This window comes from Kitasatospora sp. NPDC088779 (assembly GCF_040685395.1).
Taxonomy (GTDB): domain Bacteria; phylum Actinomycetota; class Actinomycetes; order Streptomycetales; family Streptomycetaceae; genus Kitasatospora.
The window spans coordinates 55,746-80,132 of the sequence record NZ_JBFBHW010000041.1 but is presented as its reverse complement, the minus strand read 5'-3'; the positions used below and the strand labels follow the sequence as shown (position 1 = coordinate 80,132).

21 protein-coding genes are annotated in these 24,387 nt (G+C 73.3%); 7 read left to right on the top strand and 14 right to left on the bottom strand.

Annotated features, from left to right (window positions below; translation table 11 throughout):
- Nucleotides 1-285 precede the first annotated feature (285 nt).
- A complete protein-coding gene (locus AB0P03_RS30360) occupies nucleotides 286-1,227 on the bottom strand; it encodes a nitrilase-related carbon-nitrogen hydrolase (RefSeq protein WP_350876327.1) in 942 nt (313 codons plus the stop codon).
- 179 nt (nucleotides 1,228-1,406) lie between these two features.
- Here AB0P03_RS30360 and AB0P03_RS30355 point away from each other — a divergent pair, with 179 nt between their 5' ends.
- From AB0P03_RS30355 to AB0P03_RS30340, 4 genes are all read left to right on the top strand, one after another.
- On the top strand, nucleotides 1,407-2,408 hold the full coding sequence (locus AB0P03_RS30355; protein ID WP_363631861.1) for a LacI family DNA-binding transcriptional regulator: 1,002 nt from the start codon (nucleotides 1,407-1,409) through the stop codon (nucleotides 2,406-2,408).
- A 174-nt stretch (nucleotides 2,409-2,582) separates the two neighbouring features.
- Entirely contained in the window at nucleotides 2,583-3,896 is a 1,314-nt protein-coding gene (locus tag AB0P03_RS30350; RefSeq protein ID WP_363586165.1) for a cytochrome P450, read from the top strand.
- A gap of 169 nt (nucleotides 3,897-4,065) precedes the next feature.
- Complete coding sequence (locus tag AB0P03_RS30345) at nucleotides 4,066-4,938, top strand: HEAT repeat domain-containing protein (RefSeq protein WP_363586166.1); 873 nt, start codon at nucleotides 4,066-4,068, stop codon at nucleotides 4,936-4,938.
- Between the two features lie 76 nt (nucleotides 4,939-5,014).
- A complete protein-coding gene (locus AB0P03_RS30340) occupies nucleotides 5,015-5,371 on the top strand; it encodes an immunity 51 family protein (protein WP_363586167.1) in 357 nt (118 codons plus the stop codon).
- A gap of 208 nt (nucleotides 5,372-5,579) precedes the next feature.
- Here the strand turns inward: AB0P03_RS30340 and AB0P03_RS30335 are convergent, their stop codons facing one another.
- Complete coding sequence (locus tag AB0P03_RS30335; protein WP_363586168.1) at nucleotides 5,580-6,404, bottom strand: SAM-dependent methyltransferase; 825 nt, start codon at nucleotides 6,402-6,404, stop codon at nucleotides 5,580-5,582.
- 307 nt (nucleotides 6,405-6,711) lie between these two features.
- Between AB0P03_RS30335 and AB0P03_RS30330 the strand changes: the two genes are divergently transcribed.
- Nucleotides 6,712-8,205: a leucyl aminopeptidase gene (locus tag AB0P03_RS30330; protein WP_363586169.1), complete on the top strand. Its 1,494-nt coding sequence runs from the start codon at nucleotides 6,712-6,714 to the stop codon at nucleotides 8,203-8,205.
- Entirely contained in the window at nucleotides 8,202-9,902 is a 1,701-nt protein-coding gene (locus tag AB0P03_RS30325; RefSeq protein WP_363631859.1) for an AbgT family transporter, read from the top strand. Before AB0P03_RS30330 ends, AB0P03_RS30325 begins: the two co-directional genes overlap by 4 nt.
- 18 nt (nucleotides 9,903-9,920) lie before the next feature.
- On the opposite strand, the gene glsA is transcribed toward AB0P03_RS30325, so the two are convergent.
- From glsA to AB0P03_RS30310, 3 genes are all read right to left on the bottom strand, one after another.
- Nucleotides 9,921-11,156 (bottom strand): glutaminase A, encoded by a 1,236-nt coding sequence (gene glsA, locus AB0P03_RS30320; protein ID WP_363586171.1) that lies wholly within the window; start codon nucleotides 11,154-11,156, stop codon nucleotides 9,921-9,923.
- A 76-nt stretch (nucleotides 11,157-11,232) separates the two neighbouring features.
- Nucleotides 11,233-11,535 carry an SHOCT domain-containing protein gene (locus AB0P03_RS30315; protein WP_363631857.1) on the bottom strand — a complete coding sequence of 101 codons (303 nt, stop codon included), beginning with the start codon at nucleotides 11,533-11,535 and terminating at the stop codon, nucleotides 11,233-11,235.
- A 46-nt stretch (nucleotides 11,536-11,581) separates the two neighbouring features.
- Nucleotides 11,582-12,004, bottom strand: coding sequence for a DUF6325 family protein (locus AB0P03_RS30310; protein ID WP_363586173.1), 423 nt, complete (start codon nucleotides 12,002-12,004; stop codon nucleotides 11,582-11,584).
- Nucleotides 12,005-12,368: 364 nt separating this feature from the next.
- Here AB0P03_RS30310 and AB0P03_RS30305 point away from each other — a divergent pair, with 364 nt between their 5' ends.
- Nucleotides 12,369-12,908 (top strand): hypothetical protein, encoded by a 540-nt coding sequence (locus AB0P03_RS30305; RefSeq protein ID WP_363586174.1) that lies wholly within the window; start codon nucleotides 12,369-12,371, stop codon nucleotides 12,906-12,908.
- A gap of 83 nt (nucleotides 12,909-12,991) precedes the next feature.
- Here AB0P03_RS30305 and AB0P03_RS30300 read toward each other — a convergent pair whose 3' ends face one another.
- The 9 genes from AB0P03_RS30300 to AB0P03_RS30260 all read right to left on the bottom strand — a co-directional run bounded on the left by AB0P03_RS30300 (nucleotide 12,992) and on the right by AB0P03_RS30260 (nucleotide 24,386).
- The gene (locus AB0P03_RS30300; RefSeq protein WP_363631855.1) at nucleotides 12,992-15,826 is read right to left on the bottom strand and encodes a hypothetical protein; all 2,835 of its coding nucleotides are present in this window, start codon (nucleotides 15,824-15,826) and stop codon (nucleotides 12,992-12,994) included.
- Nucleotides 15,823-15,993, bottom strand: a complete 171-nt coding sequence (locus AB0P03_RS30295; protein ID WP_363586176.1) for a hypothetical protein — start codon at nucleotides 15,991-15,993, stop codon at nucleotides 15,823-15,825. Before AB0P03_RS30295 ends, AB0P03_RS30300 begins: the two co-directional genes overlap by 4 nt.
- A 392-nt stretch (nucleotides 15,994-16,385) precedes the next feature.
- On the bottom strand, nucleotides 16,386-17,324 hold the full coding sequence (locus tag AB0P03_RS30290; protein ID WP_363631853.1) for a LysR family transcriptional regulator: 939 nt from the start codon (nucleotides 17,322-17,324) through the stop codon (nucleotides 16,386-16,388).
- Between the two features lie 132 nt (nucleotides 17,325-17,456).
- A complete protein-coding gene (locus AB0P03_RS30285) occupies nucleotides 17,457-18,767 on the bottom strand; it encodes an MFS transporter (RefSeq protein ID WP_363586178.1) in 1,311 nt (436 codons plus the stop codon).
- A gap of 121 nt (nucleotides 18,768-18,888) precedes the next feature.
- Nucleotides 18,889-20,166 carry an ATP-grasp domain-containing protein gene (locus AB0P03_RS30280; protein WP_363631852.1) on the bottom strand — a complete coding sequence of 426 codons (1,278 nt, stop codon included), beginning with the start codon at nucleotides 20,164-20,166 and terminating at the stop codon, nucleotides 18,889-18,891.
- Nucleotides 20,163-20,399 carry an MbtH family protein gene (locus AB0P03_RS30275; protein ID WP_363619753.1) on the bottom strand — a complete coding sequence of 79 codons (237 nt, stop codon included), beginning with the start codon at nucleotides 20,397-20,399 and terminating at the stop codon, nucleotides 20,163-20,165. The genes AB0P03_RS30280 and AB0P03_RS30275 overlap by 4 nt, the downstream gene beginning before the upstream one ends.
- Nucleotides 20,396-21,130 carry a DUF6875 domain-containing protein gene (locus AB0P03_RS30270; RefSeq protein WP_363631851.1) on the bottom strand — a complete coding sequence of 245 codons (735 nt, stop codon included), beginning with the start codon at nucleotides 21,128-21,130 and terminating at the stop codon, nucleotides 20,396-20,398. The genes AB0P03_RS30275 and AB0P03_RS30270 overlap by 4 nt, the downstream gene beginning before the upstream one ends.
- The gene (locus AB0P03_RS30265) at nucleotides 21,127-22,983 is read right to left on the bottom strand and encodes a non-ribosomal peptide synthetase (protein ID WP_363631849.1); all 1,857 of its coding nucleotides are present in this window, start codon (nucleotides 22,981-22,983) and stop codon (nucleotides 21,127-21,129) included. Before AB0P03_RS30265 ends, AB0P03_RS30270 begins: the two co-directional genes overlap by 4 nt.
- A complete protein-coding gene (locus tag AB0P03_RS30260) occupies nucleotides 22,980-24,386 on the bottom strand; it encodes a cytochrome P450 (RefSeq protein ID WP_363631847.1) in 1,407 nt (468 codons plus the stop codon). The genes AB0P03_RS30265 and AB0P03_RS30260 overlap by 4 nt, the downstream gene beginning before the upstream one ends.
- Nucleotide 24,387: the final 1 nt, after the last annotated feature.

The following is a 24,387-nucleotide window of genomic DNA, read 5'->3' as shown; positions in this document are numbered from 1 at the left end:
ACGAGCAGCGGGCGACGGCGGCGGACGGACATGGTGGCTCCCCGATGACGGTGCGTGCTGGCTTGCTGGACACCCACCATGACGGTCGGTCAGTGGCTTTCGGTGGCACGTGTGGCGTCACAATCGCCAGGACATCCCGAGGACCGGACTGTGACAATCGGCCAGGCGCAACACCATTGACACCGCGAGCCCCGGGCTCACCACTTCGCTCGCCTTCAGCCCCGCAGCCCCGCAGCCGGGCCTCCCCGTTTCCTGGCCGGAACCGGGCCGGGGAGGCCGGGGGCGTCAGCGCTGGGCGGTCAGGGGCGCGTAGGCGTCGGGGCGGCGGGTGGTGTTGAAGGGGAAGAGTTCGAGCCAGTCGTGGCGCTGGTCGAGGTCGAGGTCGGCGACCAGGACGGCGGCCTCGTCGCGCGGTGCCCGGGCGAGCACGCGGCCGTACGGGTCGACGATGAACGAGCTGCCGTAGAAGGTGAGTTCGCCTTCGGTGCCGATGCGGTTGGGGACGACCATGAAGGTGGCGTTGGCGATGGCGTTGCCGGTGATGACCTGCTGCCACAGCGGCTGGGTGTCGAAGCCGGGGTGGCCCGGCTCGGAGCCGATGGCGGTCGGGTAGACGAGCACGTCGGCGCCGGCGAGGGAGTAGGCGCGGGCGAGCTCGGGGAACCACTGGTCCCAGCAGGTCGGCAGGCCGACGGCGGCGTCGCCCACCTCGGCGAGGGGGAAGGCGTCCTCGCCGGCCGGGCCCTGGCGGAACCAGGTGTCCTCGTAGTAGCCCTCGGTCACGGGGATGTGCAGCTTGCGGGTGCGCTGCACCAGGGTGCCGTCGGGGGCGACGAGGATCGCGGTGTTGTAGCCGAGGCCGTCGGGGCCGTCCGGCCCGTCGGCCTTCTCGAAGAGCGAGGCGTGCACGTGGATGCCGTGCTCGCGGGCGGCGGCCGCGGCGAACGCGAAGGTCGGGCCGGTGCGCAGGTCCTCGGGCTCGACGGCCTGCGGGTGGTCGGACTGGCGCAGCACGGCGAAGTACGGGGAGAGCGTGAGCTCCTGGAGGGCGACGAGGGCGGCGCCCTGTTCGGCGGCGAGGCGGATTCCCTCCAGCAGGCCGGCCCGGTGCTGCTCGGGGTCCGCGTGCCAGCGCTGCTGGACGAGGGCGACCCGCAGGGCGGCGCGCCGGGGCGCGCGGGTGCGGGCCGGGGACGCGGGCGGGTTCAGGGCGGTGATCAGGCGCATGGCGGGTCCTCGGGTCATCTCGGGTCATGGTGTCGGGAGCAGCGGCCGAAGCTGTGCCGGAACGTTCCGGCACGGATGACCCTAAGCCTTGCCGGAACGTTCCGGCAAGGGGGTTCGAGGAGCATGGCAGGCGCCCGGACCACGGGTGGCCTCCGGTTCTGCGTCTAGACTTCCGGGCTGTGACCAGCCGATCCGTGACCCTGTTCGACGTGGCCCGGGCGGCCGGGGTGTCCAAGAGCACCGCCTCCGACGCCCTCCTCGGATCCGGCCGGGTGGCCGAGGCGACGCGTGAACGCGTCCAGGCCGCGGCCCGAGAGCTCGGCTACCGGCCGAACTCGGCGGCGCGCAGCCTGCGCCGCTCCAGCACCGGGGCAGTGGGCCTGTACCTGCCGCGCACGGCGACCCGCCTCGACTACTACATGAAGCTGGCGTTCGGCGCCGTCGAGCGAGCCCGCGAGGACGGCCTCGACGTGGTGCTGCTGGCCCCCGGGAAGGCGGCGGAGGGCGGGCTGGCCGCCCGGGTCGACGGGCTGATGGTCATCGATCCGGAGGTCGACGACCCGGCCGTGCCCGGTCTGCTGGCCGCCGGCGTACCCGTGGTCACCGGGGAGCGCTACCTCGGAGGCGGGGCCGCACCCAGCGGATCGGTGGTGTGCGACAACGCCACCTCGCTCGCCGCCCTGCTGGACCACCTCGCGCACCGCGGCGCACGCCGCCCGGCACTGCTGGCCCCCGGCCCGGGATCCGACTGGGCGGCCGCCCTGCGGGCCGCCGCCGCCGACTGGACCGGGCGCCACGGCGTCGAGGTCGCCGTGCGAACGGTCCCGTTCGCGGCCACGCCGACCGAGGCCGAGGCCGCCACCACGGACCTGCTCGCCGGCACCCCGGGCCTGGACGCCGTGGTCTGCGCCCCCGACGGCGCGGTGCCCGGCGTGCTGGCAGCCGTGGCCCGGGCAGGCCTGCGGGCCGGAACCGAGGTGCTGGTGGCCGCCTGCGTCGACGGCGCCGCGGCACGCGGGTCGAGCCCGCAGGTGACGGCGGTGGACCTGCGCGCGGCGGAGTACGGCCGCGAATGCGCGGCCCTGCTCAGCGACCTGCTGTCGGGCGCGGCGGAACCGGGCGTGGTACGGACCCACGCCTGGGAACTCCGCGTCCGGGCTTCCACCGCCGGTCGCGGCTGACACCGACCCGAACGGACACCGACCGCGGCCCCGGACGACGACCGGGCGTCCTCGTCTCCGGGGTCGAGGGCGAATGCATTCGTTCGGGTGGATTGGCACCGATAGCGGCAGGTGGGGCGCGGTCCGGCCGCCATGATGCCGTCACGGAACGACCACCCGTTGGGAGCGCTCACCATGACGACGCAAGGCCGGACCACCACCGAGTCCGGCGACGAACCACTGGACCTGGCGGATCAGGAGCTGGTCCGCGATCCGTTCACCTCCTACGCGCACATCCGCGAACGCGAGCACCTGGTGCGGGGCTGCGTCCGAGGCGTCGACCCCATGTGGGTGGCGACCCGCCACGACGACATCCGCACGATCATGAGCGATCCCGACTTCACCATCGACGCCGCGACCGTCCCCGGCGCGAAGGTGGCCCACCGCACCGAACAGACCTGGCAGGCCCGCGGCATGTACGCGGGCTACGAGAAGTACCTGCGCGCCGGGATCTTCGACTCGGACGGCTCCGACCACCGCCGTCTGCGCGGCCTGGTCGCCGCCGCGTTCTCCCCGCGCCGCGTGGCCGCGCTGCGCCCCCGGATCGAAGCCATCGCCGCCGACCTGCTCGACCGCCTGCCGGACCACGCCGAGGACGGCGTCGTCGACCTGATCGAACACTTCGCCCGACCGCTGCCCATCACCGTCATCTGCGAACTCATCGCCGTCCCCGAAGCCGACCGCGACCGCTGGCGGAGTCGCAGCGCCACCCTGGCCGCCGGCACCTGCGGCGAGGAACTGGGCGACGCGCTCGCCGGCATGGTCGCCGACGCCCACCTCCTCGTCGGCCTCCACACCGCCGACCCGGGCGACGACCTCATCTCCGAACTGCTCGCGCCCCACCACGACGACCGCCTGAGCACCGACGAGCTCGTCTCGCTCATCACCAACCTGGTCGTCGCCGGGCACATCACCACCGTCAACCTCATCGCCAACAGCACCGAAGCGCTCCTCGCCCACCCCGACCAGCTCGCCCTGCTGCGCGAGGACCCCGCCCTCATGCCGCACGCCGTCGATGAACTCATGCGCTACTGCGGGCCCGTCGTGCGCGCGCTGCCCCGTTACGCCACCCGCGACACCACCGTCGGCGCCACCCCGGTGTGCGCCGGAGAAGCCGTCCTCCCGATGGTGTCCGCGGCCAACCGCGACCCCGCCGCCTTCGCCGACCCCGACCGCCTCGACCTCGGCCGCACCCGCCACAGCAAGGAGCCCCACCTCGGCTTCGGGCACGGCGCGCACCGCTGCCTGGGCGCGCACCTCGCCCAGGAGGAGGCCGCCGTCGCCCTGGCCGCGCTGTTCAGCCGGGTACCCGACCTGCAACTCGCCGTCGACCCGGAGCACCTGCAACGCGGCACCAACCCGCTCAACTGGCACCTGAAGACCCTCCCCGTACGCCTCCAACCCCCGAGCCACACGGCGCCGGCCAGGAACGAGGCACACCCGGCCTAGCTGGCAGAGAACGGCAAGGGCAACGCGCGCAGTGTCCCCGAGCAAGGCGCGGAGGTGAGTGGCCGGGAAGTACTCGCACATGACGGAATGTTGAACGCCCGGGCGGCCGCGAGAGACTGTCCGGGCACCTACCGCGACCCGCTGATCCACCGAAAGCCGGCTGACTTCCATGGACTTGACCACCGACGGGATCGACAGCCTCCTCGCGCGCTACATGCACGGGGACGGTGGCGCCCTGGAGGACCTGGTGGCTGCCGGACCGGTGAGCCTTCGCCGACTCCTCGACGTGTTCGCGGGCCGGGCGGAGAAGAGCTGGGACCTGGCGGAGATCGTGAGCCGCGACCGGGACGAGTACCGGCGCCCCGCCTCGCTGCAGGTACTCCTGGCGGAGGCTCTCCCGGATGGGTTGTTCGACGCGCTGGCGGACGACCCCTCGCTCGAATCGCTGCTGGCCCGTGAGACGTTCGCACATGTCAGGGACCCGCGGACGGTGCCGTTCCTGGAGCGCCAACTTCGCTCCGGTAGCCCGGAGTTCCGTCACCGGGCGTTGCTCGGTCTGGCAGAGAACGGGTCCGCTGAGCACACGGAGGCCGTCGTCGGGTGTCTGGCGGACCCTGCGATGCGGTCCGAGGCGGTGGAGACGCTGGCCCGGCTGGGCGATGCCCGCGCGGTCGGGCCGTTGCTGCGTGAGCACCTCGCGGACGACTCCGACTTCGCCCGGCGCGCCGGAACGGCTCTGGACCTGGTCGAGCAGCGCATCGGCGGGCCGCCGACGCCCCCGGTCTGGCGCGAGCTCGGGCCGGTGGAGTTCGTGGTGACGCCCAAGATGGGCGTCCCGTGGTGTGTGACAGAGGTCCTGGTGGTGCCCGGACAGACGGTCCGGGGAGGCGAACTCATGGCCGCCATGGAGAACGACGCGCTGAGCAACGATCTGATCGCCGACTGGCCCGGCACGGTGACGGAGGTCCGGATCGCGGTGGACGACGAACTGCCCGAGGAGATCGTCGCCCTTGTCGTGCAGAGTCGCAGGCGGGTCGGGTAACGGGAGTGACGATCCGGCAGTGCGGCCCGGGAGCCTTCGCCCGCCGCTGTCGGACCCCGCCGCTAAGGTCGGTCCCATGACCGATCGGACGACCTACGCACCCCTGATCCTCTCCGCCTACGACCACGAGCCGGAGTCCTACTACCTGATGCTCACCGACGACGCCATGGTCGCCGTCGAGGACGAGTTCGAGGCCTGCGGCCAGTACGGCAACGGGTACGGCTGGGCGGGCGTCGCCCGGGCCGCGGTGCTCGCGCACGCGCCGGAGGTGTCGGAGCGGCTGACCTACGATCCCGAGGCGGGGATGTTCATCGCCCGCAGTCGGGACCTGGACGCTCTGCAACGCCTCGCCGCGCTCCTGAGTCAGGCGTTCCACGACCGCGCCCGGCTCGCCGAGTTGATACGCGGCGTCGATCCGGACGACTTCGACTGACTGTCGGCCGGGCGCCTCCCGCCGTACCGCGGGGTGGGGGACGACCCGCGCGCCGGGCGGCACCCTCACGGCGGCTGCGGCTGACACGTTCGGTCCGCCTGCACCGGAAGCCGTCGGCGACGTCGCGGAGCGATGCGACAGCGGTTGCGGCGGTGGCGAAACGGATCGTGGAGGGACCGGTGTACGGGGCGCGCGGGCCAACAGCCGGCTACGGCTTGCGGGCCAGTGCGCAGGAGATCAGCTGTTCCCACACCGTCGGAGCGGGCCTGTCCACGCCGTTCCCGGTGCCGTCGTCGTCCGGCGCGGGGTCCGGCCGCCACAGGGAGCAGGGGACCAGGCCCGGTTCGAGGAGCTCAAGGCCGTCGAACAGGCCGGTGATCTCCTCGTCGGTGCGCCAGCGGCCGCGGCCGAAACTGCTCTGCAGCTTCTGCTCCATGAGCCGGGTCTCCTCGTTCCCGCCGGAGCGGAAGTGGGAGATGTAGACCTGACTGTCCGACCGCACCCGGTCCACCCACCAGCGCGCGAGCTCGGCGGGGCGTTCGGCATCGGTGAGGTGGTGCAGCACGGCGCTGAAGACGACGCCCACCGGCTCGTCGAAGTCGATCAACTCCTGTAGGCCGGGGTCGTGGTACAGCGCCTCCGGCGCGCGCAGGTCCGCCCGGATCACGGTGGTGCGGTCGTCGGCGGCCAGCAGGGCCCGGCTGTGCGCGACCACGACCGGGTCGTGGTCGACGTAGACGACGCGCGCGTCCGGACGGTGCCGCTGGGCGACCTGGTGCACGTTGTCGGCGGTGGGCAGGCCGCTGCCCATGTCGACGAACTGGGAGACGCCGTCGCGGGCCATGGCCGCCACGGCGCGAACGAGGGCCCCGCGATTGGCGAAGGCCATCGCCCGCGACCCGGGCAGGTCCTTGATGAAGAAGTCGCCGATCTCGCGGTCGACGGCGTAGTTGTCCTTGCCGCCGAGCAGATAGTCGTAGACCCGGGCGATGCTCGGCTTCGACTGATCATCCTCTGTGCTGCGATCGGTCACGGCAGCCGACTTCCCGTCCCTCGGACCAGTGCGGCCTCAAGCCTAGGGTGTGTCCTCCCACCCCCGCCTGCGCGCCGACGCCGGTGCGCCGGGCGTTCGTGCGTTTGGGGGCACAGCGCGTGGCGTGTCCTGGAAGCGCCCTGACCGTGCGTCTTACTGGGGAGCGGCTGCTGGGACCGGCGGCCTCTGGACCGCCGCCCCAGCAGAGGAGAGCACAGTGGCGCAGAGCAGGGCAGCCCTCGATCTCATTCCTTCGTGGAGCCGCGTTCCGAGGGTTGACGTCGTGCCGGCCCGGGATCCGGAGGCGGTGCGAGATCCGGAGGCGGTGGGGCTGCCGGTGGTCCAAGGGGCGGTGGCGGTGCCGGCGTGGATCGGGCTGGGCCCGGGGGCCGTGGAGGCCGCCGGCATGACGGGGGCGACGGGCCGGGTGCTGCTGGTGCCCCGGGAGGACGGGCCGGACGTCGTGCTCTACGGGACGGGGCCGGAGGGTGCGGCAGGTCCCGATGTGCTGAGGGACGCCGGGGCGGCCGTGGCGCTCGCGGTGCCGGGCCGTTCGCGGCTGGCCGTCGTGGTGCCGTCCGGGGCGGGTGCGACGCCGGCGGAGGCGGCGCAGGCGTTGGTGGAGGGGGTGCTGCTGGCCCGTTACGGCTTCGATCCGCTCAAGCGCGAGCCGTCCGGCACGGCGCTGGAGACTGTCACGGTCGTGGAGGGTTCGGGCTCGGGTTCGGACTCGCGCGAGGCCGTCGAGCGGGGCGCAGAGCGCGGGGTGTGGCTGGCCCGCGCGACGATGCTGGCCCGGGACCTGGCCAGCGCGCCGCCCAGCCTGCTGACCGCGCCGGACCTGGCCGAGGTTGCGGTGCGGCTCGGCGCGCAGTGCGGCCTGAGGGTGGAGGTGTTCGGGCAGCGGGAGCTGGAGGAGCTGGGCTGCGGCGGCCTGCTGGGCGTGAACCGGGGCGGCGTGGACGAAGCCCGCATGATCAAGCTCACCTACCTGCCCTCCGGCGCCGGTGACGGGACGCCCCGGCTGGCCCTGGTGGGCAAGGGCATCACGTACGACTCCGGGGGCATCAGCCTCAAGCCCGCCGACGCCGTGCACGCGACGATGAAGAACGACATGTCCGGTGCAGGGGCGATCCTGGCGGCCCTGTGCGTCCTGGCCGGGCTCGGCTGCCGGACGGCCGTGACGGGCTACCTGATGTGCACGGACAACATGCCTTCGGGCTCGGCGCTCAAGCTGGGCGACGTGCTGTGGATGCGCGGCGGCACGAGCGTGGAGGTGGTCAACGCCGACGCGGAGGGCCGCCTGGTCATGGCGGACGCCCTGGTCCTGGCCGGCGAGGAGCCGGGGGACGCGATCGTGGACATCGCCACCCTGACCGGCGCGTGTCTGCGGGCGCTCGGCGCCGAGACCGCGGGCGTGTTCGGCAACGCCCAGCCGCTGGTCGACCAGGTCCTGGACGCCGCCGCCCGCACCGGCGAGCCGGCCTGGCAGCTGCCGCTGTCGCGGCGCTACCGGCCGGAGCTGGACTCGGAGGTGGCGGACCTGAAGAACATGGGCGGCCCCAACGGCGGGGCGATCCATGCCGCGCTGTTCCTGGAGGAGTTCGTCGCCGGCCGCCCCTGGGCGCACATCGACATCGCCGGGCCGGCCCAGAACGACAAGCCGAGCGGCTGGCGCACCAAGGGCTGCACCGGCTTCGGCGCGCGCCTGCTCGCAGAGCTCGCGCTGGCCTTCACCCCTCCGTCGACGGCCGCGCGGACCGACTCCACCCGCTCGATCAGTGAGGAGGCCGGCCGGTGAGCGCCCTCGCCCACGCCCAGGCCGACGGCCCGCAGGACAAGAGCGCCACCGCCTCCGGGAACGGAAAGTCCGGCGGAGGGTCGGGGCGCGTCCTGGACGCCATCGAGAAGATCGGGAACAAGGTCCCGCACCCGGCCATCATCTTCCTGCTGCTGTGCGTCCTGGTGATCGTGCTGTCGGCGGTCCTGGCCGCGTTCGACGTCCACGTCACCGGCGAGACGGTCAAGTCCGTTCCCTACCCGGCCACGCAGGTCCACGAGGGCGGCACCGAGTACGCGGGCACCCACCTGCCGCCGGAGTCGACGTACACCCACCACTACGAGACCGTCGTCGAGACGACGAAGGTCGAGAGCCTGCTGTCCGGCGACGGCGTCCGGTTCCTGTTCACCTCCGCGGCGCACAACTTCAACGACTTCGGCGTCGTCGCGGTCATCCTCGTCATCATGGTCGGCGTCGGGCTCGCGGAGGAGGCCGGACTGATCGCGGCCCTGATCCGACGCCTGGTCAGGATCTCACCACCGGAGACCCTCACCGCGATCATCGTCTTCGCCGGCATCCTGTCCAGCATCGCCTCCGACGCCGGCTACCTCGTCCTCATCCCGCTGGGAGCGGTCGCCTTCATCAGCGCCGGGCGCCACCCGCTCGCCGGGATCGCCGCGGCCTTCGGCGGGGTCAGCGCGGCCTTCAGCGTCAACCTGCTCATCGCCCCGATCGACGGCATCATGACCGAGATCACCAACCAGGCGATCAGGCTCGTCAACCCCGGGCAGTCCCTCAACCTGACCGCGAACTACTACTTCGCGATCGGCTCCACCCTGTTCCTCACCATCGTCATCACCTTCATCACCGAACGCATCATCGAACCCCGCCTGGGCCCCTGGCAGCCGCGGGACACCGCCGCCGTCGCGGACAGCGAGGAGCCCCCCGTCGACACCGCGGCCGAGGCCCGGGGGCTGCGCTACGCCGGCCTCTCGCTGATCGCGCTCGTGGTGGCCGTCACGCTGCTCGCGTTCATCCCCGGCGCGCCGCTGCGCAACCCGGAGACGGGGAGCCTGTTCGAGGACTCGCCGTTCATGGACGGCCTGATCGTCATCATCATGATCGCGTTCCTGGTGATGGGCCTGGCCTTCGGCGCGGGCGCGAGGACCCTGCGCGGCAGCGCCGCCGCGATGGACGCGATCACCAAGACCTTCGCCGGGCTCGGCGGCCTGATCTTCCTGCTGCTGATCATCGCCCAGTTCATCTCGTACTTCAATTACAGCAACATCGCCACGGTGGTCGCCGTGCAGCTCGCCGACCAGCTGGAGAGCGCGAACATCGGTGCGATCTGGCTCCTGATCGCCTTCATCCTGCTGACCTACGTCATCAACCTGATCATCCCCGGGATCATCCCCAAGTGGGCGATCTTCGCGCCGATCTTCGTGCCCCTGTTCATCCGCCTCGGCGTCGCGCCGCAGACCGTGCTGGCCGCCTACCGGGTCGGCGACTCCCCGACGAACGTCGTCACCCCGCTGATGGTCTACCTGCCGTTCATCGTCCTGCAGTGCCAGAAGTTCAGGAAGCAGGCCGGTGTCGGCACCGTCATCTCCCTGATGATCCCCTACACGGTCATCGTGGCGGTGGCCTGGCTGCTGTTCTTCGTCGCCTGGTACGCCATCGGCATCCCGATGGGGCCGGGCGCACCCGTCAAGCTGTGAACCTGTGCTTGCCGGTGCTCACTCGGCTCTCTCGGCCGGGGTGTCGCTCCGGTCTGCGGACGGCCTTCGGACCAGGCCCGCGGGGTCGACGAAGCGCACCGTCGTCCGGGCCCGGAGGCCGGCGGCGCAGTCGGCCAGCAGCCTGCGGGCGATCGGGCGCACGGCGGTGACGTGGGAGAGGTCGACCGTGACCAGCGGCCGGGGCTGATCGCGGGCCAGGCGACGGACGCAGTGGACGATCTCCTCGGCGGCGGCGAAACCGAGGTCGCCCAACAGCTCCAGGTGGTGCGCGCCGTGGTCGGTGCGCACCGCCTGGAGCGGTGAGCGCGCACGCTCGGTGTGCCGCAGGACGTGCAGGCCCAGTTCGGCGGACAGCTCCCGCAGGACGGCGCTCGCGCGGACGCTGTTGCCCCGAGGGTCCAGCGGGGGGCTGAACACGCCGACGCCGAACTGGCCGGGGCTCACGGCGCAGACCCCTCCGCCGACGCCGCTCTTGGCCGGCAGGCCCACCCTCAGCATCCATTCCCCGCTGTGGTCGTACATGCCGCAGGTGGCCATGACCGACAGCGTCGCGCTCGCCGCGTCGGCGTCCACGACGCGGCGCCCGGTCACCGGGTTGCGCCCGCCGTTGGCCAGCGTGGCGCCCATGACGGCCAGGTCGACGGCGGTGACCTCGATCGCGCACTGGCGGAAGTACACGTCGCAGGCCTGCTGGGCCGGGCGCTCCAGCACGCCCTGGGAGAGCGTGAGGTAGGCCAGCGCCCGGTTGCGGTCCCCGGTGGCGGCCTCGGACCGGTAGACGTCCTCGTCGACCGTCAGCCGGCGGCCTGCGAAGCCCGACAGGGTGTCGCGGATCCGTTCGAACGCGGCCTCGCAGTCGCCGCCGATCAGCGCGGTCGTCACGATCGCCCCGGCGTTGATCAGCGGGTTCGCCGGGCGCCCGGTGCCGGCCTCCAGGCTGATCGCGTTGAACGGCTCCCCGCTCGGCTCGAACCCGACCCTCCTGGCCACCTCCGCCAGGCCCAGCTCCGACAGTGCCAGCGAGTACACGAAGGGCTTCGAGACCGACTGGATCGTGAAGGCGGCCGACGCGTCACCGGCCTGATAGGCGTGGCCCTGGACGCTGACCATGGCGAGGCCGAAGGCGTGCGGGTCGGCGCGGGCGAGTTCGGGGATGTAGCGGGCGACGTCACCGGCGGTATCGGCGCGGTGCCGTTCGACGAGTTCGGCGAGCACCGCCGTCACGGGCTCCATCACCGCACCACGGCGGCGCAGCGCGCGGGCCCGGTCGGGCCCTGCCCCCGTGCGGGCGCCGTCCGGCGGAGGGGGTTCACGAGGTGAGGAGGCGTTGCTTGGCCGCCGTGAACTCGTCGTCGGTCAGCATCCCGCTCTGCCGCAGTTCGACGAGGCGTTCGAGCTGGGTGAGCGTCTGGTCGTTCGGCGCGGCGCCCGGCACGGCCTGAGACGCGGGTGCGGGCGACGGCGGTGCCGGGGCCGCCTGCGCGGTTGCCTGCTGGTGCCGGGCGGCGACCCTGCTCGACACGGACGTGGCGGTCCCGGCGATGACGGCGGTGCGGGCGGCGGTGCCGATGAGCCCCGGGCGCCCGCTGCGCGACAGACGACGGCCGATCATGACAGCTCCTTCTCGGAGTCCGGCTCCCCTTTTGGAGTCCGATCTTTCAGAGACCGATCGCGGCGAGGTCGGCCGCCACCACGGTGTGCGGCACGTGCTCGCGCGTGACCAGGACCCCGTCCGCGTCGTCGAGTGCCCGCAGCAGCGGCGCGGCCCAGCGGTGCTCCCAGACGATGATCGCCGCCGAGCACCCCGCCGGGATCTCGTCGCAGACGCTGGCCAGGTCCTCGTCGCTCAGCAGGCCCATGACCTCGCCGTCCAGTTCGGCGAACACGGCGGCTTCGTCGCTGTCCAGGGCATCGAGTTCGAGGACGCGGACCGTCCCCCGCTCGTCCCTCTTGATGAAGGTGAGGTCGAGGATGCGGATGATCCCCTCGGAGGTCAGGCGCTTGAGCTCCGGCAGGATCGCCCCCCGGAACCGGTTGCCCGGGAAGGCCATGACGGCGTACTCGACCGGCCCGACGTCCATGGCGCCACGCCCCTTCCGCATCGCGTCCCGCCCGTACCCTCATCCTCCGCCGCCCCCAGCGCCGCCGCGACCGCGCGGACGGCTCACCCGTACTGATGACGTACTGAGGGCGCGCTGTTGACGAGTGGAACCGGATCGCCGGGGGCCGCACCACCGCCTCCGGCGATCCGCCGTACCACCGGGACCTGCGGAAAGCCGCCGCGGACGGGTGAGCGCGGGCGGCCCGCCGGGGCGTGGGCGAGGGGCGGAAACGGGCGCCCGGCCGCAACGGGGAGCGGTACCGTCGGGCGGTGACCCGACCGGCCGACGAACCCTGCGACCGGACCTGCCGCGCACCCGCCGCGGCCGTGTGAGAAGGAGTCCCGTGTCATCGCCTTGTGACCCCCGATACGCCGCCGTCGGCGATGTGAGCACCGCGCTCATGATGATCGACTCCCGGCTCAAGGCCGTCTACGACGGTAGGACCGGGACGGACCCCGTACAGCAGCGGCTGGTCGACGAGTTCGCCGCATCCGTGGGCCCCGAAGAGTTCAACGCGCTGCTGGACGGCGCGTGCACGCTCATCTACCTGTTCATGAACTGGCTGCGGTCGGCCTGCGAGGAGCACGACAAGGACGTCATCGAGCACGTGGTGCCCACCCTCGTGGCCACGATGCGGATGATGCCCAGGACCTTCCGCCCCGAGGTCATCCCCACCATGGCCGGCCTGGTGATCGCCGCGGGCAGCGGCCTGAGCCCCAACCTGTGGCGCGCGCAGTACGGGCCCTGGACCGACGCCGAGATGAACCCCCTGGAAGCCACGGCCACCCTGCTCGCGGAGCACGTCAACCGGGTGTCCGGCGACGACCACGACTTCGCCACCCGCCTGATCACCGACGCCCTGTCCAAGCTGGACCAGGACTGAGGCGCCACCGCGTGCCCTCGACCACCGGGTCGAGGGCCGGTCATCCGGTCATCCGGTGATCGCGGAGAGCCGCCGTCGCGGTGTCACGACTGCTCCCCCGCCCGCAGTTCGGTGGCGATCTGGCGCCGGCCGGCGACCAGCGTCTCCAGCACCACCCCGAGGCCGACCAGCAGGGCCAGGCCCGCGGTGGGCAGCAGCACCGGCATCAGCGCGGGGGTGACGACCTCCCCGACCCTGGCACCGACCAGGGTCGAGATGTCGAACGCGCCGCCCAGCAGGGCGACCGCCGCCACCGCGACCAGCCCGCCGCCGACGGCCGCCACCAGGGTCCGCGGCAGCGCCTCGGCGACGATCAACGCCAGCCCCTGGCGGGGCCGCAGGCCCATGGTGCGCAGCCGGGCGAGCACGGCCGTGCGGTCGGGCGCGGCCCGGAACAGCGTCAGCAGCACCGCGAGCAGGGCGAACCCGGCGCCGGCGGCACCCGAGTACCGGAACAGCCGCCCGGCGGCGTGCTGCAGCGGGTCGTCGCCGAGCTCGGCGACGGTCTCCCGGCTGCTGTGCACCGTGTATCCCGCGGGCAGGCCGCGGACGGCCTTGCCGACGGCTGCGGCGTCGTCCGCGATCATCTTGGCCAGGCCGGTCGGCTGGACCCCGCCGTTGTCCCGCAGTGCTGTCCTGACCCCTTCGGGGTCGATCTCGCCGACGGCGAACCACTGGTTCACCCGCTTGGCGTCCGGCAGTCGCTCCCAGGCGGGGCCGGCGGGAACGACGGCGAACGGCTTGCCCGGGTCCGGCAGGGCGGGGGTGGCGCCGACGGTCCCGGCGACGGCGAGGCGCAGGTCGTTGCCGTTGGGCGTGCGCACCTGGGACGACCCTGCGGCCAGGCGCTCGGCCAGGTCGCGGCTGACCAGCGCGGGCACCGGGGTGTCCCGGCCGCCGGCCGCCCCGGCCAACTTCGCCGGATCGAACTCGCCGGCCCCGAGGGTCCGGGCGATCTCGGCGTACGCCGCCGGATCGACCACCATGATCAGGTAGGCCTCGGTGTAGCGCTGGTCGGCGCCGACGATGCGGGCGTTGGGCTCGACCCAGACCGCGGTCGAGGCCCGCACGCCCGGCAGGGCGTCGGCGGCCTTGGTGAACGACTCGGACAGGGTGGCGTAGCCCGGGAGGGAGACGCCGATGTCCCCGCCCGTGGCGATGCGCGCGGCGCGGGTCCGGGCGTGATCGATGGTGTCGAGCACGGTGGCGCCGAAGCCGGTCGTGGTGACGGCGATGACCAGGGCGAGCAGCGGCAGCGCGGAGGGCCTGCGGCGGCCCGAGTCGTCGCGGGCGGCGCGGGCCAGGCCGAGGAAGCCGATCAGGCCGCGGCCTCGGCCGACGAGGGCGGCCAGCCGGCCGACCACCACCGGCTCGATCCGGGCCAGCAGCAGGCCGCCGGTGACGGCGAGCAGGAGCGGGGCGGCCACCAGCAGTGGATCCGGCCCGGAGCCGGTGCCGACGCCCCGGTGCCGGACCTCTGCCACGGCCGCGGCGGTGACGGCGAGGACGGCGAGTTCGCCGACCAGTCGGCGTCGGCCGCCGGCCGGCCGCCGGCGTGCCCACAGCAGGGCCGCGCGGGCCGGGAAGGCCAGCAGCGCGATCAGGGCCGCGGCCAGGGCCGCCAGCACCGCGCGGTCCCAGCGGGGGGTGGGCAGCAGCACCAGGGCGAGGGCCGTTCCGAGCACGGTGGCCGGCAGGACGGTGACCGCGCCCTCGGCGATCAGCCGTCGCAGCACCCCGGCACGGGAGCCGCCGCGGGCCTGGAGCAGCCTGATCTCGGCGGTGCGCCGGTCGGTGGTGAGGGCGGCGGCCAGGAACAGCACCACGGTGGCGACGCCCGCGACGGCGGCCGGGCCGATCGTGCTGAGCGGCAGCGAGGCCTGGTAGCGGTCGTCCGCCCGGTTGAGGATTTCGGGAAGGCCCGAGGAGGTGTGCAGGTCGGGACGCCGGGTCGCGTCGGCCAGGGCGGTGGCGTCGCGCCCGGTCAGGAAGGAGCTGAGGATGCCGCGGGTGCGGTCGAGCTGGTCGGCGTGCAGCGAGGCGGCGTCGACGGGCAGCCGCCAGAAGTTCTCGGCGTTCGAACCCCAGCGGGCCAGCGCGGGCAGGCTGTCGCCGTCGACGAATCCGCTGGTCATCCAGTGCTCGTGCTCGGGGTCGGCCCTCAGGCAGGCGCGGGCCGGGCAGCCGAGCTCCTCCCAGAACGGGTCCTGGGGGTCGTTGACCTGGTAGAGGCCGACCACCACGGTGGTCCGCTTGGCGCCCGAACCCTCGGTGCCGTTGTCGATGACGTCACCGAGCTTGATGTGGATGCTCTCGGCGGCCTTCTCGCTGATCACGATCGGCAGCGGACCGCCGGCGGCGCCGGGGGTCGGCCAGGTGCCGTCGGTGAGGGTGGCCCGGGCGGCCAGGTCGTGCAGGTAGAGCAGGCCGAGGGCCGGGTCGGTCCTCCTTTCCGCGAACCGGTCGTACTCCGGATTGCCCATGCCGCGGTCGCCCAGGGCGCGGGCGCCGTAGGCCTGGCCCGACTGGGTCAGCGTCAGCTGTCGACCGACCATCTCGGTGAGCTGCCGCTGCACCCGGTCGAGTTCGGCGGCCTTGTCGTCGTCCCGCGTCTTGGACGTGGTCTGCAGGCTGGTCTGGTTGAGGCCCTTGTGACCGACGAAGTCCTGGAGCGCCGTGTCCGCGCCCCGGTCCGCGATGCGGGGGAAGGCCGCCGCCAGGAAGACGGCGACGAACGCCAGGGCCGCCATGAGCAGCGCGGCCAGCGGGTTCGCCCGCAGCCTGGTGCGGACCCAGCGCGCGGGGCGGTGGGCGGTCCCGGGAGCGGTCCCGGTGGTGGGCGCGGTGGTGGGTACGGTGGTGCCGGTCCGGGGGGTCACCGCTCCTCCACGTGGCGCAGCCGGGTGGCCACGTCCCGACGGCGGCGTCCGATGGGGAAGGCCGACAGCAGCGGGGCGGCAGCCGCCAGCGGCGGTCGCCCGCGCGGTCGGCGCACGACGAAGCCGAGCATCAGGTTCTCCCCCCAGTCGTATCCCGGCCCACCCATTGATCCGATCCAGGCACAGATCGGCCGTGGACGGACACCCGCGGGCGCACCGGCGCAGTGATCACCGACATTCGGTCGCCGGATAGCGGACGATGCTGTCAGATTCGTTCCGGGAACGGAAGGGATTTGGGCGAATCAAGTAAGCAAGGGCAAATGCCATGCACACTTCACAATTCTGGTATTTGCTGCACTCCTTTGACCGGTGGAAATTCCTTTCCCGAATCTTCTGCTCGGGATCGTGAACCCGTGAGCCGCCGCATCCGTTGGCCCGGGCGACCATCGGCTCGGTGGTAGCCGTGGCCGCACCCGTTCCGGAGGAGGTTCGACAGCGATATTCTGTCGCGTTGTCCGAGGAATCCGGGGTTGTGGCCGGAAAGCGCGGCCATTCGAGATCACCGGCCTGGGCGGATTCCCGGTGTGCCGATCGCGGGAATGAGCCCAGGCGGTGGAGCGAAGAAGGGCTCGGACCAGGTCTCCTGACGCAGGAGTTCGAGCAGGGCCGTTTCCGCCGGGCCCGCAGCGTGGCGGACGACGGCGATGACGGGCTGGGAGACGGGCGGGGACACCGGGCGCGCGAGGTGCTCGTGGCCGTGGGGCACCGCGGAGGCCGGGACGAGTGTCACCCCCAGCCCGTGGGCGGCCCAGCGTACGGCCGTCGCCGTCTGGGACACCCGGGCGACCGTGGTCGGGGTCAGCCCGTTCTCGAGCAGCACGTCCAGCAGCACGCCGTCGAGCGCGCTGTCGCGGTCGAACCGCACCCACGGCTCCCCGTCCAGGTCGCGCAGCTCGACCCGGTCCGTGGCGAGCAGCCGGTGCCCGGCGCCCAGCACCACGACGAACTCCTCGTCGCCGAGGTGGTGGGCGTCGGCAGGGCTCCGCTCGCACACCGCCATCAGGGCGAGGTCCAGCGTGCCCCGGCGGCCCAGCCGCTCCATCTCGGCGGAGCTCGGCTCCTCGAAGACGGTGACCTCCAGCCGGGGGAAGCGGCGGCGCAGCGCGCCCAAGGCGCCCGGCAGTTGCCGGGTGCCGAAGCCCATCTGCACCGCGACCGTCAGCTCGCCCACCAGCTCGTCGGCGCCGGCCCGCGCCGTCGCCCTCGCCCGCCGCGCCGCGCTCACCGCGGCCTCCGCCTCCCGCAGGAACGCGCGGCCGACCACGGTGGGCACCAGCCCGGTCGGCGTGCGGGCGAACAGCTCCACACCGAGCTCCCGCTCCAGGGCGCGGATCTGCTGGGACACCGACGGCTGGGCGACGTGCAGCAGCTCCGCCGCGGCCGTCACCGAACCCTCCTCGGCAACGGCCAGGGCGTACTCGAACTGACGAAGACTCATCGACTCCCCTCCCCTCCCCACGTCGTCCTCGGGTGCACGAGGCGGCGCCTCGTCGCGTCCCAGGCGGACGGGTCCCAGGCTATGAGGTGGTCGACGAGACGCCGGTCGCCGGCCACCACCGGCGGACAGGGCCTATAAGACGAGGGGATCCGGATCCTTCGCCGCCGGATGCTCCTCCGAGGCCGTGGTGCTCAGCGCGCGGGCCTCGCGGTCGAGGGCCAGGTGGAGGCCGACGGCCAGCATGGGAATCGCGGCGAGCACGAACGCCCACTGTATGTCCCAGCCGACCAGCAGGCCCATGGCCGCGATGGAGAGCGGTTCCAGCGTGGCCCGGGGCAGTTCCATCACGCTGCTGACCCGGCCCAGCACGTCCGTCGGGGTCCTGGTCTGGATGAACGTCGGCAGCGCGACGTCGCTGGAGTACGCGACGCCGATCCCCAGCAGGGTGAGCACCACCGCCGCGCTCCACACGCTGGGAAGGAAGCCCAGCAGTACGAAGGCGGTCCCTTCGCAGAGCGTCATCCCGATGATGAGCAGTCCCCAGCGGCGCGGCAGCCCGGTGAAGACCGCGCCGATGGTGCCGATCAGCTGCCCCAGTCCCCAGGCGGACAGCAGGACGCCCAGTGCGAGCGAGCCCTGGGGGAAGGTCTTGGCCAGCGCGGGCAGCCCCACGCTGAAGAGGCCGCTGTAGCTGAGGGCCGCCGCGCCGATCAGCAGGAGGACGGTGCGGATCTCCCTGCTGCGTCCGGCGTAGCGGAGCCCTTCGACGATCTCCCGCCGGATCGCCGTGAACGACTTGGCGCCCTCGTCGGCCTCGCCCGCCTGGTCGGAGGCCTGGTCGCCAGCCTGGTCGGACGGTTGTCTGCGGGGTGCGCCGAAGACCGTCAGGGCGGCGAAGAAGAAGGTGAAGGCATTGAGCAGGATGGTGGTCGACGTCCCCACCGCGGCCACGAGGGCGCCGCCCAGGATCGGCCCCAGCAGCCGGGCCCCCTGCTCCCCGAAGCCGACGAGCGCGTTGCCCCGGGCGAGGTGCTCGGGCGGCAGGAGGGAGGGGATGATGCTGCCGGCGGCCGGCCAGAAGAACGCTTCGGCGACGCCGGTGAGCGCGCCGAGGGCGTAGAGGTGCCACGTGCTCACGTGGTCCGTCAGGGCGACCAGCCCCAGCGTGGCGACGGCGAGCCCCCTGAGCGTGTGGGAGCAGAACATGACGGCGCGCGGGGAGAGCCGGTCGGTCACCGCGCCGCCCACCAGCATCAGCACGCCCCGGGGGACGGCCTGGACGAGCAGGATCGTGGCCAGCGTGGTCGTCGATCCCGTCTCGTTCAGGATCAGCCAGATGAAGGCGACCTCGAAGCTGTAGTCCCCCACCAGGGAGACGGTCTCGCCCAGCCACACCCGCCGGAAGGGCCGGTGTTTCAGCGGCTGTCGCACCTTGTCGAGCATCGACTACCTCTCTGCTGTTCCACTTTTCCACGATGAAGGACTGCGGGACACTGCGGGGCACCTGCTCTTCGACGCTCTCGGCGGGGCGTGCGCGGCCGGTCTGTGGTGGGGAACGTTCTCTTCACTGGGGTGCGAACTCCAGGTGGAATCTGTCATGGACGGACGTGACGAGCCGGAGCAGCTCGTCATGGGTGGCGACGGCGCCCCGGACGAACGCCAGGCGCTGTGCGGGGTGGCGCCAGTCGACGGGCTGCCCCGGGGCCGTCGCCACGTCGACCTCGCCGACGCCGGGGAGGGCCCGTACGGCGTCGGCGCCGTCGATCGCCCGGACGGTGCCGACCGTGCGCGGTGGCACGATGAAGTACTCGAAGGTCACCGCCGCCGGCCGGGGGGCCGTGACGGGCTCGACGCCGCGCTCCAGGGCCAGCTCGAAGGCGAGGGCGAGCAGATCGATGCCCAGCGCCCGGTCCAGCAGGCCCACGGCGCGCCCGCCGACGCGTCCGTTGACCTCGATGACGCGGGGGCCGTCCGGGGTGAGCTTCACCTCCGTGTGGGTCACCCCGGTCGTCACGCCGAGGGCCCGGACCGCGGCCGCGGCGAGCTCGGCGACGTCCTTCTCCACGGCGGGCGTGAGGGTGGCGGGCAGGAACAGTCCGGTCTCCCGCAGCGGGTCCGCCAGGGCGAACTTGCCGGTGACGCAGAGGGTCGTGACCTCCGCGTGCTGCACGACGGCCTCGACGGAGACGTAGTCCCCCCAGTCCGGTCCGGCCACTGCGGGGTCCCCGGGCAGGTACTTCTCCACGACGAAGTCGCGCGGGCCGCCGCCCGGGCCCGCCGGCCCGTCACCGGGCCCGGGGGCGAGGCCGACGTCGGCCAGGGCGCGCCGCTGCTGCTCCGCGTCCGCCAGCCGTACGGTGTCCTGGCTGCCCGCCCCGGTACGGGGTTTGAGCACCACGGGGTAGCCCAGGCGGGCCACGGCGGTGTCGACCTCGGCGGCGGAGCGCACCACGACGCTCGGGGTGTGGTCGACCCCCGCCGCCGCGAACGCCGCGCGCTGGTCGGCCTTGTCGGTGAGCAGCCGGACGGTGTCCGGCCGGTGGTAGGGCAGGCCGAGGGCCTGGGCCAGCCGCGCGGTGCCGGCGAGGCAGTACTCGCTGAAGGTGACGATGCCCGCGGGGCCGTGCTCGCGCAGCAGTTCGGCGGCGGGGGTGTCGTGTCCGCTGATCTCGCAGACCCGGGCCCGCCGGCGCATCCCCGCGAGCAGCGGCGCCACGCCCGGTACGGCCGGGTCGCAGACGAAGACCACGTCGCACAGGCCGCGGGCGGCGCTGAGGATCTCGGCCGGCCCCGCCGACCCCCTGCCGTAGACGACGGCGACCGTGGGAAGCGTGTCGGTCACGGGGACTCCGGGGAGCCGGCCGGGCCCGCGGGGGCCGGTGCGGCGGGGGCCGCCTCGCGCCGGGCGGACTTCGGGGTCATGTCGTCCCACTCCTCCTCGATCCTGCGCAGGCAGTCCTCGCGGGACGCCGGCTCGCCCACCGTCCGCCACCCCTGGGGGACGTCGTGGTAGGTGGGCCAGATCGAGTACTGCTCCTCGTGGTTGACGACGATGCGGTACTGGTCCTCGGTCACGGCGCGTCGTTCTCCTTTGCCTTCGGGGCGAGCTCGGGCAGGCCGTGACGTTCCACAGCGGTCACGTACAACTCGCGCAGGAGCGGGTCGCGTACGCGGCCCCGTTCGTAGTGGGCGCGGAAGTTCTGATCGTAAATCCTGAACCAGGCGCGGTGCTTGTACAAGAAGAGCACATCGTGGGGCGCCATCCGGCGGATCGCGAACAGGCCGACGGGGGCCACGGAGACGGGGAAGAGCGGGTTGCGCACGGCCCGTTCGTCGCAGTGCGGGTGGAACTGACCGACCATCAGCCCGTGGGCGACCGCGTTGTTCTTCAGGTCTTCGTACGCCTCGTCGAGGACCCGCCAGCCCTCCGGCCCGGTGGCCGGCAGCACCACGATGCGGCAGTCGAGGGAGGCTCCGGTGTGCGTACGGCTGCGTTCGGTGCCGAGGGCGAACGTGGACATCTCCGCCTCCAGGGCCTCGCGCAGCTGCTGCTCGTCCTTCCCGGTGACGTCGTAGCGGAAGCTGAACTGGGCGTCCTTGCCGCTGAGGGCGGGTGGGATGAAGGGGCAGACCGGCCCGGTGCGGCCGATCTCGTCGTGGGGCCGGCTGATGTACTGGCGCAGCCAGGTGTGGACCTGGGCGAAGTCCCGGGCGTGCCGGGCGGGTGACTGGGGTTCGATCACCCGGATCCACAGGCCGTCCATTCTGGCCAGATCATTGTCCTGATCCTGCATCACCTGTGTCATGCGACGGCCTCCTGGGCTCGGTCGCCGGGGGGTGCCGGGGTGGCGCTCGGGGCGGTCAGCCGGCACAGATCGGCGTACGTGGGAGCGGCGTAGAGCTGGGCGAAGTCGAGGGTCGGTCCGAGCTGGGTGCGCACCTGTTCGACCAGGCGCATCAGCCCCAGGGAGGTGCCGCCGTCGGCGAAGAAGTCGGAGTCGGGCAGCGGGTGGTGCCCCGTCTGGGACTCCCAGGCCGCGGCGAGTGCGGGGTGGCCCGGGGCGGCGGTGTCGTGCGTCCGGGCGTCCGCGTCGTGCGTCCGAGGATTCGCGTCGTCCGCGTCGTGCGTCCGGGCGTCCGCGAGACGGGCGAGGGCGGCGCGGTCCACCTTTCCGGTGGGCCCCAGCGGAAGGGCGTCGACCGCGATGATCCGCTCGGCCACCAGATGGCGCGGCGCCCGCTGCCACGCGCCCCGGCGCACCGCGTCGGTGTCGACGGACGCCGGCGTGAGGAAGGCGGTCAGGACGGCGCCGTCGGGACCGGTACCGGCGATGACCACGGCGTCGTCGACGGCGGGGTCGGCGGCGAGGACCGCCGCCGCCTCCGCCGGATCGGTGCGGAAGCCCCTGACCTTCACCTCGTCGTCGGCGCGCCCGAGGAAGTCCAGGGCGCCGTCGGGGAGGTGCCGTACGCGGTCACCGGTGCGGTACATGCGGGCACCGGGCCGCGCGGAGAAGGGGTCGGGCACGAACCGCGCGGCGGTCGCGGCGGGGGCGTGCAGGTAGCCGCGGGCGAGCCGGGGGCCGCCGAGGTAGAGCTCGCCCACCGCGCCCGGGGCGACGGGGCGCAGCCGTTCGTCGAGGACGTGGCACGTCGTTCCCGCGACGGCGGTGCCGATCGGGAACGCGGCGGAGTGCTCGCGGTCCCACGCGGAGGCGTCCCCCAGGGTGCTGAAGGTGGTGTTCTCGGTCGGGCCGTAGCCGTTGACCAGCCGGGTGGCGGGGTGGGCGGCGGTGAAGGAGCGCGCGGTGCCGGCCGGGACGGTGTCACCGCCGGTGACGAGGGTGCGCAGGGTGCCCAGCGCCGGACCGTGGTGGGTGGCCATGAGGCGGAAGAGCGGGGCCGTCAGCCAGGCCGTGGTGATCTGCGGCCGGGCCAGCAGGGCGGCCAGTTCGTGGAGTGCGAGGGGGTGTCGGTCCGCGGCCGTGATCCGGGCCCCGGCCAGCAGCGGGGACCAGATCTCGAACGTCGACGCGTCGAAGGCGAGGGTGGAGTGCAGGAGCACACCGTCGCCGGGGCCCAGCCGCAGGGACTCCGCCCCGAGCGCCAGCCCGGTGACCCCCCGGTGGGTGACGCCCACGGCCTTGGGGGCTCCCGTGGTGCCGGAGGTGAACATGACGTAGGCCAGGTCGTCGGGGCCGGCCGGTGAGGACGGCACCGCCGTGGTGGTCCGCTCCGCGAGGAGGGAGGCGATGTCGTGCACGGGGATGCCCAGGTCCGCCACGGTCGGGCTGTCGGCGCTGCCACCGCTGTCACCGCCGTCGCCGGCGTGCAGGGCCAGGGACGCCCGGGCCGTGCCGGCCATGAGCCGGACGCGGTCCGCCGGGTACCGGGGGTCCACCGGCACGTAGCAGCCGCCCGCGATCAGGACGGCCAGCATGGCGAGGACGGTCCGGCGGTCGCCGTGCCCGACGATCAGCACGGCGGTACCGGAGTCGACTCCCTTCGCCCGCAGCGACGCCGCCGCGGTGCGCGCCCGCGTCAGGAGCTCCCCGTAGCGGATCTCGCCGTACCGGTCGGCCAACGCCACGCGCTCGGGGAACGCCTCGGCGACGGCGGTGAAGCACTGCTCGATCCGGGCGTGCGGCGCGGTCGTCATCGTGCCCCCGAGGGGTGCTTGCGGGTGTTGCTGAGGCCGATGGTTGCGGTGCCGGTGCCGGTGTCGTTGGTGGTGCCGTTGGCGGTGTCGGGGTGCGGGGTGAACACGGCGCGCGGGCTGGGGTCCGGCGTCAGGGCGATGGCCGGTCGGAGCCCGGTCGCGGCCCGGTCGCCCAGCAGGGTGAACCGGCCGTGCGCGAGGATCGTCGCCGTGGCGAGCTGGGCCTCCAGCAGCGAGAACTGCCGCCCCAGGCACTGGTGGGGGCCCGCCCCGAAGGGGAAGTACTGCTGGACGGGCGGGCGCCGGCCCAGGAAGCGATCCGGGCGGAACTCCTCGGGTGCCTCCCACAGGGCCGGGGCGCGGTGGATGGCGTAGGTGCTGGCCAGGACGAGGTCGCCGGGCTCCAGCCGTACGCCGGCCGCTTCGACGGGGGTGTCGATGCGGCGGAAGAGCGCCCACGCGGGCGGGTGCAGCCGCAGGGATTCCTCGACCACCGCCAGGGTGTACGGCAAGGTCCCCTGGGGGATCGACGGCGCGGCGCGCAGGGCGCCGAGGTCGGTGGAGCGGACCTCGTCGAGGGTGCGGGCCAGGGCCGGGGGCGAGCCGGCCAGGTTGTGGAAGGTCCAGGTGAGCAGGGTGCCCATGGTCTCCACGCCGGCCACGAAGATCGACATCAGTTCCTCGCGCAGCACGTCCTCGGGACGGTCGCCGAGCGTGTCCCCCCGCTGGTGCAGGGCGGCGACGAGCGACGGCAGGACCCCGTCGGCCGTGGCCGCCGCGGGTACTTGGGCCGCCCGGTGCGCGATGAACTCCTCCAGCACCGCCCTGTCCCGTGCGAACGCCTCGCCGTCCGCGTCGGTGACGGTCTGCGGGGCGAACAGCCGCCGGTCCAGGTAGTGGACGGCCGTGTCCACCGTCGAGGCCAGGGAGGCCAGTTCGGCGCCGGTCAGCTCCGGGTCCACGAGCCGGAGGATGATCTCGATGCTCAGCTGCTGGAGGGTGTGTCCGAGGTCGAACTCGCGGCCCGCCGCGGGCAGCAGCCGACGGCGCACGAAGTCCTCCGCGCTCTCCAGCACCAGGGTGTGCAACTCCGCCACGGCCCGGGCCGAGAACATCGGGCGCAGCAGGGCGCGGCGATGGCGCCACTGCTCCCCGGAGGCGACCACGAACAGTCCGCTGCCCACCAGTTCGCGCAGCAGCCCGCGGTGGTTGCGGGTGCCGTGGGCGAGGGCCGCGGCGGCGACGGCGGGCTCCGCCGCGACGATCAGCCGGGTGCCGTCGTCCAGCGGGACGGCGCTGACCGTCCCCTCGTCGCGCAGCCGCGTCATCAGCCCCAGGGGGTCGCTGCCGAGCTCCTGGTCGAACTCCTCGTAGCCGACCGAACTCACGGTGATGCTCGCCATG

Coding starts and splice junctions, on each gene's coding strand:
- AB0P03_RS30285 (WP_363586178.1), bottom strand. CDS start 18,767: ATGCTCGACAAGGTGCGACAGCCGCTGAAACACCGGCCCTTCCGGCGG.
- AB0P03_RS30265 (WP_363631849.1), bottom strand. CDS start 22,983: ATGACGACCGCGCCGCACGCCCGGATCGAGCAGTGCTTCACCGCCGTC.
- AB0P03_RS30350 (WP_363586165.1), top strand. CDS start 2,583: ATGACGACGCAAGGCCGGACCACCACCGAGTCCGGCGACGAACCACTG.
- AB0P03_RS30260 (WP_363631847.1), bottom strand. CDS start 24,386: ATGGCGAGCATCACCGTGAGTTCGGTCGGCTACGAGGAGTTCGACCAG.
- glsA (WP_363586171.1), bottom strand. CDS start 11,156: ATGGAGCCCGTGACGGCGGTGCTCGCCGAACTCGTCGAACGGCACCGC.
- AB0P03_RS30290 (WP_363631853.1), bottom strand. CDS start 17,324: ATGAGTCTTCGTCAGTTCGAGTACGCCCTGGCCGTTGCCGAGGAGGGT.
- AB0P03_RS30345 (WP_363586166.1), top strand. CDS start 4,066: ATGGACTTGACCACCGACGGGATCGACAGCCTCCTCGCGCGCTACATG.
- AB0P03_RS30270 (WP_363631851.1), bottom strand. CDS start 21,130: ATGACACAGGTGATGCAGGATCAGGACAATGATCTGGCCAGAATGGAC.
- AB0P03_RS30340 (WP_363586167.1), top strand. CDS start 5,015: ATGACCGATCGGACGACCTACGCACCCCTGATCCTCTCCGCCTACGAC.
- AB0P03_RS30360 (WP_350876327.1), bottom strand. CDS start 1,227: ATGCGCCTGATCACCGCCCTGAACCCGCCCGCGTCCCCGGCCCGCACC.
- AB0P03_RS30310 (WP_363586173.1), bottom strand. CDS start 12,004: ATGGACGTCGGGCCGGTCGAGTACGCCGTCATGGCCTTCCCGGGCAAC.
- AB0P03_RS30295 (WP_363586176.1), bottom strand. CDS start 15,993: ATGGGTGGGCCGGGATACGACTGGGGGGAGAACCTGATGCTCGGCTTC.
- AB0P03_RS30315 (WP_363631857.1), bottom strand. CDS start 11,535: ATGATCGGCCGTCGTCTGTCGCGCAGCGGGCGCCCGGGGCTCATCGGC.